The sequence below is a fragment of the Allobosea robiniae genome, assembly GCF_900102525.1.
GTDB classification, from domain to species: Bacteria; Pseudomonadota; Alphaproteobacteria; order Rhizobiales; family Beijerinckiaceae; genus Allobosea; species Allobosea robiniae.
Genome location: NZ_FNBZ01000006.1, coordinates 199588 through 214607 on the forward strand (window position 1 = coordinate 199588; position 15020 = coordinate 214607).

18 protein-coding genes are annotated in these 15020 nt (G+C 67.9%); 13 read left to right on the forward strand and 5 right to left on the reverse strand.

Features of this window, described 5'->3' with window-relative positions:
- Positions 1-91 precede the first annotated feature (91 nt).
- On the reverse strand, positions 92-538 hold the full coding sequence (locus tag BLQ70_RS17685; RefSeq protein WP_091859263.1) for a PaaI family thioesterase: 447 nt from the start codon (positions 536-538) through the stop codon (positions 92-94).
- Between the two features lie 82 nt (positions 539-620).
- On the reverse strand, positions 621-1070 hold the full coding sequence (gene rpiB / locus BLQ70_RS17690; RefSeq protein ID WP_091859738.1) for a ribose 5-phosphate isomerase B: 450 nt from the start codon (positions 1068-1070) through the stop codon (positions 621-623).
- A 301-nt stretch (positions 1071-1371) separates the two neighbouring features.
- Here rpiB and BLQ70_RS17695 point away from each other — a divergent pair, with 301 nt between their 5' ends.
- From BLQ70_RS17695 to ssb, 3 genes are all read left to right on the forward strand, one after another.
- A complete protein-coding gene (locus BLQ70_RS17695; protein WP_210184317.1) occupies positions 1372-2367 on the forward strand; it encodes an ABC transporter substrate-binding protein in 996 nt (331 codons plus the stop codon).
- Positions 2364-3221, forward strand: a complete 858-nt coding sequence (locus BLQ70_RS17700) for an ABC transporter permease (protein WP_091859266.1) — start codon at positions 2364-2366, stop codon at positions 3219-3221. The genes BLQ70_RS17695 and BLQ70_RS17700 overlap by 4 nt, the downstream gene beginning before the upstream one ends.
- Before the next feature lie 146 nt (positions 3222-3367).
- Positions 3368-3925 carry a single-stranded DNA-binding protein gene (ssb, locus tag BLQ70_RS17705; RefSeq protein ID WP_091859269.1) on the forward strand — a complete coding sequence of 186 codons (558 nt, stop codon included), beginning with the start codon at positions 3368-3370 and terminating at the stop codon, positions 3923-3925.
- Positions 3926-4012: 87 nt separating this feature from the next.
- Here ssb and BLQ70_RS17710 read toward each other — a convergent pair whose 3' ends face one another.
- Positions 4013-4804, reverse strand: a complete 792-nt coding sequence (locus tag BLQ70_RS17710; protein WP_210184318.1) for a class I SAM-dependent methyltransferase — start codon at positions 4802-4804, stop codon at positions 4013-4015.
- Positions 4801-5226: an NUDIX hydrolase gene (locus tag BLQ70_RS17715; RefSeq protein ID WP_091859272.1), complete on the reverse strand. Its 426-nt coding sequence runs from the start codon at positions 5224-5226 to the stop codon at positions 4801-4803. The genes BLQ70_RS17710 and BLQ70_RS17715 overlap by 4 nt, the downstream gene beginning before the upstream one ends.
- A 147-nt stretch (positions 5227-5373) precedes the next feature.
- Between BLQ70_RS17715 and BLQ70_RS17720 the strand changes: the two genes are divergently transcribed.
- The 10 genes from BLQ70_RS17720 (at position 5374) to BLQ70_RS17765 (ending at position 14392) form a co-directional block, all read left to right on the forward strand.
- Positions 5374-5892 (forward strand): GAF domain-containing protein, encoded by a 519-nt coding sequence (locus BLQ70_RS17720; RefSeq protein ID WP_091859275.1) that lies wholly within the window; start codon positions 5374-5376, stop codon positions 5890-5892.
- A gap of 7 nt (positions 5893-5899) precedes the next feature.
- Positions 5900-6250, forward strand: a complete 351-nt coding sequence (locus tag BLQ70_RS17725; protein ID WP_061967973.1) for a winged helix-turn-helix domain-containing protein — start codon at positions 5900-5902, stop codon at positions 6248-6250.
- 314 nt (positions 6251-6564) lie between these two features.
- Positions 6565-7617 (forward strand): tonB-system energizer ExbB, encoded by a 1053-nt coding sequence (gene exbB / locus BLQ70_RS17730; RefSeq protein WP_244512069.1) that lies wholly within the window; start codon positions 6565-6567, stop codon positions 7615-7617.
- 3 nt (positions 7618-7620) lie between these two features.
- Positions 7621-8070, forward strand: a complete 450-nt coding sequence (gene exbD / locus BLQ70_RS17735) for a TonB system transport protein ExbD (RefSeq protein ID WP_091859281.1) — start codon at positions 7621-7623, stop codon at positions 8068-8070.
- Complete coding sequence (locus BLQ70_RS17740) at positions 8067-8930, forward strand: energy transducer TonB family protein (RefSeq protein ID WP_091859284.1); 864 nt, start codon at positions 8067-8069, stop codon at positions 8928-8930. Before exbD ends, BLQ70_RS17740 begins: the two co-directional genes overlap by 4 nt.
- 64 nt (positions 8931-8994) lie before the next feature.
- Complete coding sequence (locus BLQ70_RS17745; RefSeq protein WP_091859287.1) at positions 8995-9243, forward strand: hypothetical protein; 249 nt, start codon at positions 8995-8997, stop codon at positions 9241-9243.
- 392 nt (positions 9244-9635) lie between these two features.
- Positions 9636-10844, forward strand: coding sequence for an ABC transporter substrate-binding protein (locus BLQ70_RS17750; RefSeq protein ID WP_091859290.1), 1209 nt, complete (start codon positions 9636-9638; stop codon positions 10842-10844).
- Positions 10845-11043: 199 nt separating this feature from the next.
- Positions 11044-12912 (forward strand): ABC transporter permease, encoded by a 1869-nt coding sequence (locus BLQ70_RS17755; protein WP_091859292.1) that lies wholly within the window; start codon positions 11044-11046, stop codon positions 12910-12912.
- Positions 12909-13682, forward strand: coding sequence for an ABC transporter ATP-binding protein (locus tag BLQ70_RS17760; protein ID WP_091859295.1), 774 nt, complete (start codon positions 12909-12911; stop codon positions 13680-13682). Before BLQ70_RS17755 ends, BLQ70_RS17760 begins: the two co-directional genes overlap by 4 nt.
- Positions 13682-14392, forward strand: a complete 711-nt coding sequence (locus tag BLQ70_RS17765) for an ABC transporter ATP-binding protein (protein ID WP_091859298.1) — start codon at positions 13682-13684, stop codon at positions 14390-14392. Before BLQ70_RS17760 ends, BLQ70_RS17765 begins: the two co-directional genes overlap by 1 nt.
- On the opposite strand, the gene BLQ70_RS17770 is transcribed toward BLQ70_RS17765, so the two are convergent.
- A complete protein-coding gene (locus tag BLQ70_RS17770; protein ID WP_210184319.1) occupies positions 14349-14906 on the reverse strand; it encodes a MarR family winged helix-turn-helix transcriptional regulator in 558 nt (185 codons plus the stop codon). The genes BLQ70_RS17765 and BLQ70_RS17770 overlap by 44 nt on opposite strands.
- Positions 14907-15020 lie beyond the last annotated feature (114 nt).

Genomic DNA, 15020 nt, shown 5'->3' on the forward strand with positions numbered 1-15020 from the left:
CCGGTCGGCGCGCCGGATTTTCGCGATCCGGCATCCCAGCGCTTGGGGAGGATTTTCTCCCGGAGCGTCGACCAAGGGTCGGAAGCCGACATCAGTCGGCAATGCCGTCCCGCCCCTCGACGGCCATCAGCGTTGCGGTAAGCAGGGCGATCAATCGCGATCGGCCATCCTTCTCCGCGAACACCTCGGTTTGGGCCAGAGTCAGAGTGCGTCCCGCTTTCACGACCTTCCCTCGGGCGATGATCCGGTCACCAGCGGCTGGAGCCAAGAGGTTGATCTTGAACTCTGTAGTCAGCACCCCGCGGTCCATAGGCATCATAGAGAGGGCGGCATATCCTGCTGCGCTATCGGCAATGGCACTTACCGCGCCGGCATGAACGAAACCGTGCTGTTGAGAGATTGTCGGAGCAGGCGCCAGTTCGATGGCGACAGCGCCGGGCTCCACGGTTGCGATGGTTGCGCCGAGGGTCGTCATCAGGCCCTGTTTCGCAAAGCTGGCTCGGATACGCTGCTCAACCCGACTGCCGTCTTCGCTCATGGGAACCTCCGGGGTGCAGCCTGACAGCCGGATCGGAGTTCGGCAACGGGTCGGAACCGGACCCTGGATTACCAGACCCGGGCTACCCCTCCAGCGCCGCGATCATCTCCACCCGCGTCGCATGCCGGCCGCCTTCGAATTCGGCGGCCAGGAACGCATCGGCGATCGCGAGCGCCAGCCCTTCGCCGACCACGCGCGCGCCGATCGAGAGCATGTTGGCGTCGTTATGCTCACGGATCATGCGGGCCGAGAATGTGTCGGCGCAGACCCCGCAGCGAATGCCCTTGACCTTGTTCGCCGCCATCATGATGCCCTGGCCGGTGCCGCACAGGATGATGCCGAGCCGGCAATCGCCGGCAGCGACCAGCCGCGCCGCCGCTTCGCCATGCCGGGGATAGGGCGTGCTCTCCGGCGTCGTCGGGCCGATATCGACCACGTCCCAGCCCTGCGCGGCGACATGCCTGGCGATGGCCTGCCGCAGCGGGATGGCGGCGTGATCGCTGGAGAGGACGATGCGATTGCTGTCTGTCACGGAGAAGTCGTCCATTATGCCGGGGGCCGTCTGCCGTCCGCCAGCCTAGCTCATGGCCTCCGTCGGGGCGATCGGAATCGTCCGGGCACGCGCCGGTCCGGTATCAGCGCCGATGCATTGCCCTGCATGGCTGCTGACCGGCGATGACAGGATCGGCCTCGCCTCGCCGCCGCGATTGAGCGATGCTGCCTCACAAGGAGCCCGGAAGAACGGATCAATTCGTCCGGCCCTGCGTTACAGCGCGAACCGCCGGCGCGATCGGCCCCGGCGGCTTCTGCCATGATCGGTTTGGGGAGCGACGATGATGAAGGCCCTTCTTGGAGCAGCAACCCTCGCGCTCGGCCTCGGGTTCGGTGCACCGGCCATGGCCTGCGAGCTCGACCGCCCCTTGAAGATGGCTGGGCTCGACTATGATTCCGCCGCCTTCCACACCGCCCTCGCCAGCGCGATCGCCGAGCGCGGCTTCGGCTGCAAGGTCGAGCGCGTGCCGGGCGTGATCGCCCCGCTGGTCAACGGCCTGGCGCGCGGCGATGTCGACATCGTCATGGAGATCTGGATGGCCAACCCGGTCGATGCCTGGGTGAAGGCGACTGATGCCGGCAAGGTCGAGCCGCTGGGCACCACATTCCCCGATGCGAGTGAGGGCTGGTTCGTGCCGCGCTATCTCGTTTCCGGGCCGGATGCCAAGGCGCCGGACCTCAAGAAGCCGGAGGATCTCAAGCGCTACAAGGCGCTGTTCGTCGATCCCGAAGAGCCGGGGAAGGGGCGTTTCTACAATTGCGTCGCCGGCTGGGTCTGCGAAGGCATCAACACCAAGAAGCTCGCGATCTACGGGCTCGCTGAGGATTTCACCAATACGCGCGGCGGCTCGGGCGAGGCGCTGGTCGCCGCGATCGAGGCCGCGCTCAAGCGCAAGCGCCCGGTGGTGTTCTACTATTGGGGCCCGAGCTGGCTGCTCGGCGCCTATGACCTCGTCAAGCTGGAGGAAGCGCCCTTCGATGCGGCGGTCTGGGCCGATCTCAAGGCCAGCGACAATCCCAAGCGCGCCACCGCCTATCCGATGAGCAAGGTCGTGATCGGCGCGAATATCGATCTCGCCAAGAAGGCGCCGCAGCTCGCGACCTTCTTCAAGAGCTATGGCACGACCAGCGACGTGACCTCGAAAATGCTGGCCGAGGCGCGCGAGAAGGGCGTCACGCCCGAGCAGCAGGCGCTCGTCTTCCTGAAGACTCAAGGCGATATCTGGAAGAAGTGGCTGCCGGCCGATGTCGCCAGCAAGGTCGCGTCGAGCCTGTGACCACTGCCTTGGTGCCGGATTTCGGCAAGGCGTTGCAGGGCGCCGTCAACCGGGCGGTCGATGCGCTCGTCATCGGTTATGGCGGCGGTCTGGATGGTGTCGGTTCGGTGCTGACGGCCCCGGTCCGCCTGGTCGAGACGCTGCTCCAGCATGTCCCGGTTCCCGCCTTCGTGCTGGCCGTCGCTGCCGGGGCCTGGCTGGCGACGCGGCGGATCGGCTTTGCGTTGGCGATGGCGGCCCTGCCGCTGGCGCTGGCCGGGCTCGGCATCTGGGGCGAGGCGATGCAGTCGCTCGCCCTCGTCACTGTCGCCGTGCTGTTCGTCGGGTTGCTGGGCTTGCCGCTCGGCGTCGCCGCCGCCCGGATTCCGCGGCTCGGCCGGGCGCTGGCGCCGCTCTACGACCTCATGCAGACCATCCCGAGCTTCGTCTACCTGATCCCGGTGGCGATGCTGCTCGGGCTGGGGCGCGCGCCGGCCCTCGTCGCGACGCTGGTTTATGCGCTGCCGCCCTTCGCACGCTTGACCGAGCTCGGCTTACGCAGCGTCGATGCCGGGCTGGTCGAGGCCTCGCGGGCACTGGGCCTCAGGCCGCGACAGGCCTTCTGGCTGATCGAACTGCCGCTTGCCCGGCCGGTGATCCTGCAGGGGCTGAACCAGGCGATCATGATGGCGCTGGCCATGGTCGTGGTCGCCTCGATGATCGGCGCCAAGGGGCTGGGCGAGGTCGTGCTGCTCGGCCTGCAGCGGGCCGATCCCGGCCTCGGCTTCGTCGGCGGGCTCGGCATCGTGCTGCTCGCGGTGCTGCTCGACCGGATGGCGCAGGCCATCCTCGGGGCAAGGCAGACGCCGCGGTGAGACACCACCGAATCAGCAGGGGACAACCTCGAAACAGGCACTTGAACAAAACAAGAACATTCTTGATAATGCCTTCATCGGCCGATAGGGTTCGGCTCCGGTCGAGCGGCCGGTTTGTGTGAAGTGCGCAGGAAATGGAGCCTGTCATGGCTGGTAGCGTCAACAAGGTCATTCTGGTCGGCAATCTCGGGCGCGATCCCGAAGTGCGCCGCCTCGGCAGCGGCGAGCCTGTCGTCAATCTGCGTATCGCCACCTCCGAGACCTGGCGCGACAAGCAGAGCGGCGAGCGCAAGGAGCGCACCGAGTGGCACTCGGTCGTGATCTTCAACGAAAACCTGGCGAAGGTCGCCGAGCAGTATCTGAAGAAGGGCTCGAAGATCTATATCGAGGGCCAGCTCCAGACCCGGAAATGGCAGGACCAGTCCGGCGTCGAGAAATACACCACCGAGATCGTGCTGCAGCGCTTCCGCGGCGAGCTCACCATCCTCGACAGCCGCCAGGGCGGCTCCGACGAATATGGCGAGGGCAGTGGCAGCAGCGGCGGCTACGCGGATGACCGCTCGGGCGGCGGCGGCTCGTTCGGCCGCTCCAGCGCGATGGGCAGCGGCGGTGGCGGCGGCTCGCGCCAGCCGGCCATGTCGGGCGGTGGTAGCGGCGGCGGGCGTTCGTCCTCCAGCCATCTCGACGACGACATCCCGTTCTAGGGCCTGGATCCGGCTTCAGGCCGGAGTGGTATCGATGTTTTCAGAAGGGCCGGTTCTCGCAAGGGAGCCGGCCCTTCCGTTTTCGGTTCAAGGCCGCGCGATGACGAGGCGCAGCGAGCCGTCGAAATTCGGCTGGTTGCGCAGGAAGCCGTAGCAATCGTCCCAGGCGCCACAGTCCAGGTCCTGGCGCAGCTTCTCGATCGAGGCGGCGTTCTGGGTCTCGCCGACGAAGCTCCAGGCCGAGCATGCCGAGCGCGCGCCCGGATCGAGGAAGAGTTCCGGCCGGCCGTAATAAGCCTCGTTGAAACCGTCGCGGCAGGCGAGCGGGATCGGCACCGCGACGATCTCGACATCGCCACCCAGAACCGTGCCGATATGGCCGAGCGAAGGATAGCGCCGCGCCTCGGTCGCCAGCACCTCCGGCGCGTAGTGGTTGAGCCAGAAGGCCTGCACCAGATCGGGATCGCAGGACAGGATCACGACCGGCCCGCGCGTCACCCGGCGCATCTCGCGCAGGCCCGCATCGAGATGCTGCCATTGATGCACGGTGAAGGTCGCCATGCTCGCGTCGAAATACCCGTCGGGAAAGGGCAGGGCTTCCGCGGTGGCGTCGATCGCCGCGACGATATCCGCCGGGCGCTGCGCCCGCATCGAGGCGGAGGGTTCGACCGCAATCATGTCGCGGCCGCGCGGCTCGTAGGAGCCGGCGCCAGCGCCGACATTGAGCACCCGCCGGGCCGGGCCGAGCGCGGCCTCGATCAACGCGGCGATGGCGGGCTCGGGCTGGCGATAGGAGGCATAGCCCTGTCCGATGCGGCCGTAATCGGCATCGCCGGCGCTGCCATCGGCGCGGCGTGGGCTCGAACTCATGTCGTTCATCGGGATATCTCCGTCAGCATGAACAGCCAGAGCGGCAGGGCGTGGTCGCGTGTCAGCGGGGCGAGTGGAAGCGTGGAGGCCGTTCCGGGTTCGAGCCAGGCGATCTCGGCGATCTCGGCCGCGGGCTCTGGTTTTACATCGAGAGGCAGGGCGTAAAGCTCGGCCTCGACAGTGAAGCCCGGCTCATTGGCGGCCGGTGCCGCGAAGCGTCCGCAATGGCGTGCAGCCTCCAGCGAAGCAGAAAGTCCCAGCTCCTCCCGGAGTTCGCGGGTGAGCGCGTCGAAAGGCCCTTCGCCGGGCTCGATCTTGCCGCCCGGCTGCATGAACCAGGCGGTGCCGCGCTTGCGGACCAGAAGGAGGCGCTGGCGCGCGTCGGTCAGCAGCGCGGCCGCGATGCGGATTTGCCGGGTATCCTCGCTCACGACCGACTCCTCTCAGGCTGGTGCAGGGGAGGATTGGCACGATCCGCAGGGAACGGGGAAGGGGCCTCTTCGATGGCGCGGCCGGGAGGATGGTGGTAGGAACCGGCGCTGGATTTCGAGAGCGAACGCAAGCGAGGCGTCAGGATCATGTTCGAGGCACGCAGCATCGCCGCCGGCAGCAAGCCGGAGTTCTATCGTGAACTCGCCGGGCAACTCGAAGCCCTGCTCATGGGCGAAAGCGACCCCATTGCGAACGCCGCCAACACCTCCGCGCTGCTGTTCCAGATGATGCCGGATCTGAACTGGGCCGGCTTCTACATCATGCGATCAGGCGAGCTCGTGCTCGGCCCGTTCCAGGGCAAGCCGGCCTGCGTCCGCATTCCCGTCGGCAGGGGCGTCTGCGGCGCAGCCGTGGCGCAGCGGAAATCGATGCTGGTCGAGGACGTCCATGCCTTTCCCGGCCATATCGCCTGCGATGCGGCCTCGCGCTCGGAACTCGTCGTGCCGCTTATCGGACGCGACAGCGTCATCGGCGTGATCGACCTCGACAGCCCGTCGCCGGCGCGCTTCGATGCCGACGACCAGGCCGGCATCGAGCGCATCGCGGCGATCTGGCTCGCGGCCTGCGGCGAGGGCGTCAAGGCTGCCCTGGCCAGAGCCTCCTGAGGCGGCGGTGCCCTCGCTCAGCCTGCGGATACAGCTCGACCCCGAAGGCAGGATCGGCCCCGGCAAGATCGCGCTGCTCGAGAACATCGCGACGCATGGCTCGATCTCGGCGGCCGGCCGGGCGATGGAGATGTCCTACCGGCGCGCCTGGGAGCTGGTCGAGGAACTGAACGTGCTCTTCGGCAAGCCGGTGGTCGAGCGCCAGGTCGGCGGGCGCAATGGCGGTGGGGCACGACTGACTCCGCTCGGCGAAGCGCTCATCCTGCGCTTCCGCGCGGTCGAGCAGGCTGCGACCGAGGCTGCCGCGACTCATCTCGCGGCGCTACAGGCCGAGATCGACCGGCCCGAGCGTGGCTGAATCGCTGTCGCGCACACCGCGCCGGCAGCGCCCTGCATTCATCGAATAGCGGATATGTGAGGGTCGTCCGGAAGCGCGGACTGGCCTGATTTCGCGTGGCCGGGGCCCATCGGAGGGCAGAGCCGGCGAGCCGCTTTTCCTTGACATGCCCGCCCGATTCGAACAGGCGTATCGCATATGCAGCAACGCCGCTGCAAGTCTTTTTTTGTAATGATTCCAATGAGGAAGCTGCCGGCCCTTGGTGCCCGGCAGCAGGTGCTGGAACCGGCTGGAGCCGGGGCGGCGCTCCTCCAGAGAAGGCTGGATTTGTGATGATGCGTGCGTTTCGTCTGGCTCTTGTTGCGATGAGCCTGTCCGTGGTCGCGGCCCAGGCCCAGGCGCCGGGGCAGTCCGCTCCACAGGTACCCACCGAAACGGCCCCGCCTGCGGCACAGACCCAGCCGGTTCAGCCGGCGCCCGCGATCCAGCCCGCGACGCCGACCAATCCGCTGCCGCCTGCGCTGCCTCAGCTCGGCATCAATCCGCCGAGCGCCGCTCACCCGCCGCTGACCACCAGCGAGGCCGCGACACCTGTGATTGCCCCGGCCCCGGCCGCGACGGCGACCTTGCCGCATGACCTGTCGCCCTGGGGCATGTTCATGGCGGCGGACATCGTCGTGAAGGGCGTGATGCTCGGGCTTGCCTTCGCCTCGCTGGTGACCTGGACGATCTGGCTCGCCAAGGCGATGGAGCTGGCCGCTGCCAAGCGCTCGGCCGGCCGGGCGCTGCGCCGCATCGAGGCGGCCGAGAATCTGGGCGAGGCAGCCGGAGCTGCGGCGGGCAGGAACGGCAAGCTGCGCGGCGCCGTCGGCTTGTTGCTGTCCGCTGCCCTGTCCGAGACCCGCCGCTCGGCCGACCTCGGCGAGGACGGCATCAAGGAGCGCGTCGCCATCGCGCTCTCGCGGATCGAGGCGCGCGCCGGCCGCTCGATGGCGCGCGGAACCGGCCTGCTCGCCACGATCGGCTCGACCGCCCCCTTCGTCGGCCTGTTCGGCACGGTCTGGGGCATTATGAATTCCTTCATCGGCATCAGCCAGGCCAAGACGACCAATCTCGCCGTCGTCGCCCCCGGCATCGCCGAGGCGCTGCTGGCGACCGCGATCGGCCTCGTCGCCGCCATCCCCGCCGTCATCATCTACAACGTCTTCGCCCGCGCGATCACCGGCTACCGCGCCACGCTTTCCGATGCCTCGGGCGAGATCCTGCGCCATCTCTCGCGCGACCTGGAGCGCCGCCAGCGCGCCGTCGCACCGGCCCCGCGTTCGTCCTCTTCGTCCTCGGCTTCAGCCGCGGCTGTGGCGGCCGCGCCGCTCGTTCCGGCGGAGTGAGCCATGGGCGTTTCCCTCAAAGAGCCGCAGGACGGCGACCTCGGCGAGGTCAGCGACATCAACGTGACGCCGTTCATCGACGTCATCCTCGTCCTGCTGATCATCTTCATGGTGGCGGCGCCGCTCTCGACCGTCGATGTCGCGGTCGACCTGCCGGTCTCGAACGCGCAGCCGCAGCCGCGGCCGGACACGCCGATGTTCCTGACCGTGAAGGGCGACCTTTCGCTCGCGCTCGGTAATGACCCCGTGCCGCGCGAGGCCCTGCAGACGGCACTCGACCAGAAGACGAACAGCGACCGCGAGCAGCGGGTCTTCCTGCGGGCCGATGGCAGCGTCGCCTATAGCGAACTGATGAACGTCATGAACCTGCTGCGCAACGCCGGCTATCTCAAGATCGCGCTGGTCGGTCTGGAGGATACCGGGCAGGGGGCTGCTGCGGGGCCGAAGCCATGAGCCTCGAGCGCCCGTCATTGTCGCGTTTCGCGCCGGCGGCCCTGCGCTGGAGTCTTGCCGCGCTCGTGGTCGCGAGCGCCCATGGCACGGCCGGCTGGGTCATTGCCAACTGGCAGCGTGCCGAGGCGGCGATGGGTTCGCCCCCCGCCGCCGTGATGATCGAGCTCGCGCCGCTCGCCGTGGCGCCCGAAGCGCCGCCGCAGGAGGTTGCGCCCGGCCCCGAGATGGCCGAGGCGCAGCCCGAGCCCGAACCGCCGCCGCCCGAGCCGGTCGAGCAGCCCAAGGAGATCGAGCCACCTCCGCCTGAACCGGAGCCCGTCGCGATCCCTGAGCCCGAGATCAGGATTCCCGAATTGCCGCCACTGCCGGACGCTGCGGCGATCCTGACGCCGCCGCCGAAGGAACAGCCGAAGCCGCCTCCGCCGGAGAAGCCCAAGCCGAAGCCGAAACCCAAGGTCGTCGAGAAGAAGAAGCCCATCCGCCCGGACAAGCCGAAGGCCGAGCGGACCTCCGCGCCGGTGGCGCAGGCGCAGGCCGCTCCACGTGCGGCGGCTCCCAATTCCGGTGCGTCCTCGCCGTCTCCGGCCGCGACCGCGAGCTGGCGCGGGTCGCTGATGGCGCATCTCAACCGCTACAAGCGCTTCCCTGGAGGCGCCAGCCCCGGCACGGTCCAGGTCGCCTTCAGCATCGACCGCGGCGGCCGTGTGCTCTCGGCCCGTCTTGTCCGGGGCTCGGGCGATGCGGCGCTGGACGGGGAGGCGGTCGCGATGATCCGCCGTGCCAGCCCTGTCCCGGCACCGCCGGATGGGCTCGGCGGCGGCGCGATTTCGCTGAGCGTGCCGATCAAGTTCTCGCGCTAGGCTGGCCCGGGAACCGGAGCTATCGTCTGCGCGTAGGATGGTTATGAGCGAGAGGAGAAGCGCGATGACGATCATCAGGCTTGCCGCCGGCGCGATGCTGGCCCTCGCATTGAGCGGCTGCGTGACCACCGAGGCGCAGTATCGCGCGATCGACGAGGAGCGCTGCCGCTCCTATGGTTTCCGCGCGCCGGGCGAGGCTTTCTCGAACTGCCTGCTGCAGCTCGATCTCGACCGGGCGGCCGACCGGCGCTATCGCTTCGACCGCTTCGACGCCTCCTTCGGCGGGCCCTGGGGCTACGGCCGGCGCTGGTAAGGGCGCACTCCCGACAAGAAAAAAGGGCCACGCCGGAAGCGCAGCCCAAGTCTAGGGAGGAAACGCCCAAGGAGGGCGACGCAACATCTCTGCTGCGCTGCACTCTAGATAGGGAGGCTCCGGCCAGCTCGCAAGAGCAAAAGGGCAGCATCGCTGACTTATTTTTAGGCGGCCCGTTTCTTCAATGAAATCAGGGGTTTTTTGGCGATTTGCGTAAGGCTGCGCGAACTGCCGTCAGTCGCCTGCTCATCTGCTGCATTGCAAGAATGGCAGATTGACAAGCGCACGGATTTGCTAATTCATATGCATACAAATGAATTCCGCTTCGCCCGACCCGGCGCGAGCGGTATCGGCGCGGATTGCAGCCGCAGCGAGGCGAAGGACTTACCCTCATGCAGATCGACCGTCGCAGTTTCGTCGCGGGCACGCTCGCCCTCGGCGTTCCCCAGCTCGTGCGCGCCCAGGGCGCGGGGCCGATCAGGATCGGCGAGATCAACTCCTATACCGCCCAGCCGGCCTTCCTGAAACCCTATCGGCAGGCCTGGGAGCTGGCGCAGGAGCAGATCAACGCCGCCGGCGGCGTGCTCGGCCGCAAGCTCGAGACCGTCTTCCGCGACGATGCCGGCAAGCCCGAGGATGCGGTGCGGCACGCCGCCGATCTCGCCACGGCCGAGAAGGTCGACATCATCGCCGGCGGCTTCCTCTCCAATGTCGGGCTGGCGCTTGCCGACTACGCCAACCAGAACAAGCGGCTCTATGTCGCCTCCGAGCCGCTGGCCGATGCGCTCGTCTGGTCGAAGGGCAATCGCTACACCTTCCGCCTGCGGCCCTCGACCTACATGCAGGCGGCGATGCTGGTCGAGGAAGCCGCGAAGCTCCCGGCCAAGAAATGGGCGATCGTTGCGCCGAACTACGAATACGGTCAGTCGGCGGTGAAGTGGTTCAAGGAGCTGCTGCTGAAGGCGCGTCCCGACGTGACCTTCGTCGCCGAGCAGTTCCCGGCGCTCGGCCGCATCGATGCCGGCGCGACCGTCCAGGCGCTGGAAGCGGCCAAGCCCGAGGCGATCTTCAACGTCACCTTCGCGGTCGATCTCGCCAATTTCGTCCGCGCCGGCAATACGCGCGGCCTGTTCGAGGGGCGCCAGGTCGTCTCGATGCTGACCGGCGAGCCGGAATACCTCGACACGCTCGGCGCCGAGACGCCGGAGGGCTGGATCATTACCGGCTATCCGCATGCCGACCTGCAGACGCCGGAACACGTCAAGTTCCGCGACGCCTACAAGGCGAAGTACAACGACTATCCGCGGCTGGGCTCGGTCGTCGGCTACGAGACGGTGCAGGCCATCGCAGCGGCGCTCACGAAGGCCGGCTCGACCGATAACGAGAAGCTCGTAGACGCGTTCGAGGGGCTGAGCTTCACCACGGCCTTCGGCCCGATCGCGTTCCGCAAGATCGACCATCAGTCGACGCTCGGCGCCTATGTCGGCAAGAGCGCGCAGAAGAACGGCAAGGGCGTGATGGTCGACTGGAGCTATCGCGACGGCGCCAAGTACTTGCCCAGCGACGACGAGGTCCGCAAGCTGCGGCCGGTTGTGGGCTGAGCTTGATGCTCTCCGCGTCATGCTCGGGCTTGACCCGAGCATCTCCTGCCGCGTGAGGCTCCTGAGCCTCTTTCGGCCTGAGATTCTCGGGTCTACGCTTCGCTTCGCCCGAGAATGACGGAGCGAGGCGCCGACATGATGCGGATAACCCGCCGGCCGGCCCCTACCGTCCGAGACATACGCCTTCCCCCGAGACGACATGCTTGATCTCGTCCTCACCCAGACCCTGAACGGCCTGGCCTCGGCGTCGTCGCTGTTCCTGGTGGCGTGCGGGCTGTCGATCATCTTCGGCGTCACGCGAATCGTGAACTTCGCCCATGGCTCGCTCTACATGCTGGGCGGCTATCTGGCCTTCACGCTAGTGACCTGGCTCGGCCCGGCCGATCCGCTCGGCTTCTGGGGCGGCGTAGTGCTGGCCGTGCTGCTCACCGGCCTTGCCGGCGTGCTCATCGAAGTCCTGATCCTGAGAAGGATTTATCAGGCGCCGGAGCTGTTCCAGCTGCTCGCAACCTTTGGCGTCGTGCTGATGCTGCAGGACATTGCGCTGGCGACCTGGGGGCCGGAGGACAAGCTCGGCCCGCGCGCGCCGGGCTTCCGCAGCTTCGTCATCCTGTTCGACAACCGCTTCCCGAGCTACGAGCTCTTCCTGATCGCGGTCGGGCCGGTGGTGCTCGGCCTGATCTGGCTCTTGTTCCACCGGACGCGCTGGGGCGTATTGATCCGGGCGGCAACGCAGGACCGCGAGATGGTCAGCGCGCTCGGCGTCAACCAGCGCCTGCTCTTCACCTCGGTCTTCGCCTTCGGCGCGGCGCTGGCCGGGCTCGGCGGCGCGCTCCAATTGCCGCGCGAGGCGATCAACCTGCACATGGACCTGTCGATGATCGCCGAGGCCTTCGTCGTCGTGGTGGTGGGCGGGCTCGGCAGCGTGACGGGTGCTTATCTCGCCGCCGTGCTGATCGGCGTGCTCCATGCCTTCGGCATCCTGATCCTGCCCAAGATCACGCTGGTGCTGGTCTTCCTGGTGATGGCGGCGGTGCTGATCGTCCGGCCGCATGGCCTGCTCGGCAAGGCGAGCGTGGAACCGCGCGGTCATGCCGGCCAGCTCTTCCTGCTGCGCCCGGCCGATCGCGCGGCCAAGCTGTTCGGAGCCGTGGCGCTCGGCCTGCTGGCTCTCGCGCCGCTCGTCGTGCCGGACCATGTCATCCTGACCCTGACCGATCTCGTGATCTTCGCCGTCTTCGCCGCTTCGCTGCATCTGCTGATGGGGCCGGGCGGCATCACCTCCTTCGGCCATGCCGCCTATTTCGGCCTCGGCGCCTATGGCGCGGCGCTGGCGGTGAAATGGCTGGGCAGCCCGATGGAGGAGGCGCTGATGCTGGCGCCATTGATGGCCGGGATCGCTGGCGCGATCTTCGGCTGGTTCTGCGTGCGGCTCTCGGGCGTCTATCTCGCCATGCTGACGCTGGCCTTCGCGCAGATCGCCTGGGCCACGGCCTTCCAGTGGGTCGACCTCACCGGCGGCGATAACGGCATCCTCGGCGTCTGGCCCTCGGCCTGGGCGGTGCCCAAGACGGTGTTCTACTACCTCGCGCTCGCCATCGCCGTGCTGGTCATCGTGGCGCTCCGCGTCATCATCTTCGCACCCTTCGGCTACGCCTTGCGCGCCGGCCGCGACAGCCCGTTGCGGGCCGAGGCGATCGGGCTCGATGTCGGGCGCCTGCAATGGGCGGCCTTCACCATCGCCGCGGTCGCAGCCGGCATCGCCGGCGGGCTCTTCGCCTTCTCGAAGGGCTCGGTCTTCCCGACCTATATGGCGATCCCGCGCTCGGTCGATGCCTTGCTGATGGTGCTGCTCGGCGGCGTCCAGACGGTCGCCGGACCGGTCGTCGGCGCCTTCGCCTATATGGGTTTGAACGAACAGCTCGCGAAGATGACGGCCTATTGGCGCTTCGGGCTGGGGCTGTCGATCGTGCTCCTGGTCGTGCTGTTCCCGCGCGGCCTCGTCGGCACCTGGCTGTACTGGCGCGCCCGGCGCGAGAGCGCCGCGCAGGCGACGGCCGTGGCATGAGTGCGTCCATGCCTCCCGTGCTGGAAGCCCGCGATCTCGCCAAGTCCTTCGGCGGCGTGAAGGCGGTCGATGGCGTGTCCTTCTCGGTTGAGGCCGGCAAGCTGGTCGCGCTGATCGGCCCCAATGGGGCCGGCAAGACGACCTGCTTCAACATGCTGAACGGGCAGCTCAAGCCCGATCGCGGCGAGGTTCTGCTCGAAGGCAAACCGATCACCGGGCTCGAACCGCGCAAGATCTGGCGCCTCGGCGTCGGCCGCACCTTCCAGATCACTGCAACCTTTGCCTCGATGACCGTGCGCGAGAACGTCCAGATGGCGTTGATCTCTCACGCCGGGGAGAGCTGGCGCCTGTTCGGACGCGCCGACCAGCGCCGCCTGGAACCAGCGAATGCACTGCTCGATCAGGTCGGCATGACCCAGCAGGCGGAGCGCGCCTGCGGCGTGCTCGCCTATGGTGATCTCAAGCGCGTCGAACTCGCCATCGCGCTCGCCAACGAGCCGAAGCTCCTGCTGATGGACGAGCCGACCGCCGGCATGGCGCCGCAGGAGCGCATCGCCCTGATGGCGCTGACGGCCCGCATCGCACGGAAGCGCGGTATCGCCGTGCTCTTCACCGAGCACGACATGGATGTCGTCTTCGCCCATGCCGACCGTGTTCTGGTGCTCGACCGGGGTCGCCTGATCGCCGCCGGCACCAGTGCCGAAGTCCGCAACGACCCGCAGGTGCGCGCGGTCTATCTCGGCTCCGGCGCGACCTCGGGAGGGCATTGATGACGGCGCTCCTCGAACTCTCCGGCGTCGAGGCCTGGTATGGCCGCGCCAAGATCCTGCATGGCGTCGGCTTCTCGGTCGGACATGGCGAGGTCGTCGCGCTGATGGGCCGCAACGGCGCCGGCAAGTCGACGACCATGAAGACGGTGATGGGGCTGGTGCCTGAGCCGCAAGGCTCCATCCGCTTCGAGGGCAAGGAGATCGCCGGCCGCGAGCCTTTCCAGATCGCCCGGCTCGGCATCGGCTATGTCCCGGAGGACCGGCGCGTCTTCTCCGAACTGACCGTGATGGACAACCTCGAAGTCGGCCGTCAGCCGCCTCGCGATAGCGCACCGCACTGGACGCCGGAGCGCCTGTTCGATCTCTTCCCCAATCTCGGCCGGATGCGCGACCGGCCGGGCGGCGCCATGTCCGGCGGCGAGCAGCAGATGCTGACCATCGCCCGCACGCTGATGGGCAATCCGCGCCTGCTGCTGCTCGACGAACCCTCGGAAGGGCTGGCGCCCGTCATCATCGAGGCGATGGCGGAGACCATTCGCGTGCTGAAGGGCGAGGGGCTGTCCGTGCTGCTCTCCGAGCAGAACCTGCATTTCGCCGGCAGCATCGCCGACCGCGCCGTCATCATCGAGAAGGGGCTGATCCGCTTCGACGATACGATGGCGGCGCTCAAGGCTGACGAGGCGGCGAGGAGCCAGTATCTGGCGGTCTGAAGCCTGAGAGCAGGCGCCGCATCACGTCGAGCAGCGGCTCGACCTCGCGCTCCGCCATCGGGTCCAGCGCCGCGATGGTGATCGCCTTGGCGCGGACGACATAATCCGGCAACAGCTCGCGGCCGCGCTGGCCGAGCTGTACCAGCACGCGGCGCTTGTCGTCGGGATCGTGCAGGCGCTCGACCAGCCCGCGCTCGGCGAGGCGCGTCACCACGCCCCGGATCGTGGCCGGATCCATCGCCGTCATGCGGCCGAGCTGGTTCTGGGAAATCCGTCCGTCGACGGCGAGCCGGCAGAGGACCGCGAATTGCGGCGGCGTCGGCCCGTCTGCGCCCATCATCTCCAGGAACATCGCGACATAGCGCTGCTGCATCTGCCGCAGCAGGAAGCCGAACTGCTCGTCCAGCACATAGCCGGCGAGGTCGACGGGTTCAGGCATCGCGGAATCGGCCGGGCCGCTGGCCGAGCGGTGATGCCGGCCGAGCCCGTCTTCCGATTCCTCTGCGCGATCCATGCTGGCTCCGGGCTGGCGATTCTGCCGGCTGATGGCAGAGGCTCATTCTCCCGGATCATATGTGTTCATTCAATCGGCAAGGCAACGCAGCCGCAGCCGTCATGCTCGGGCTTG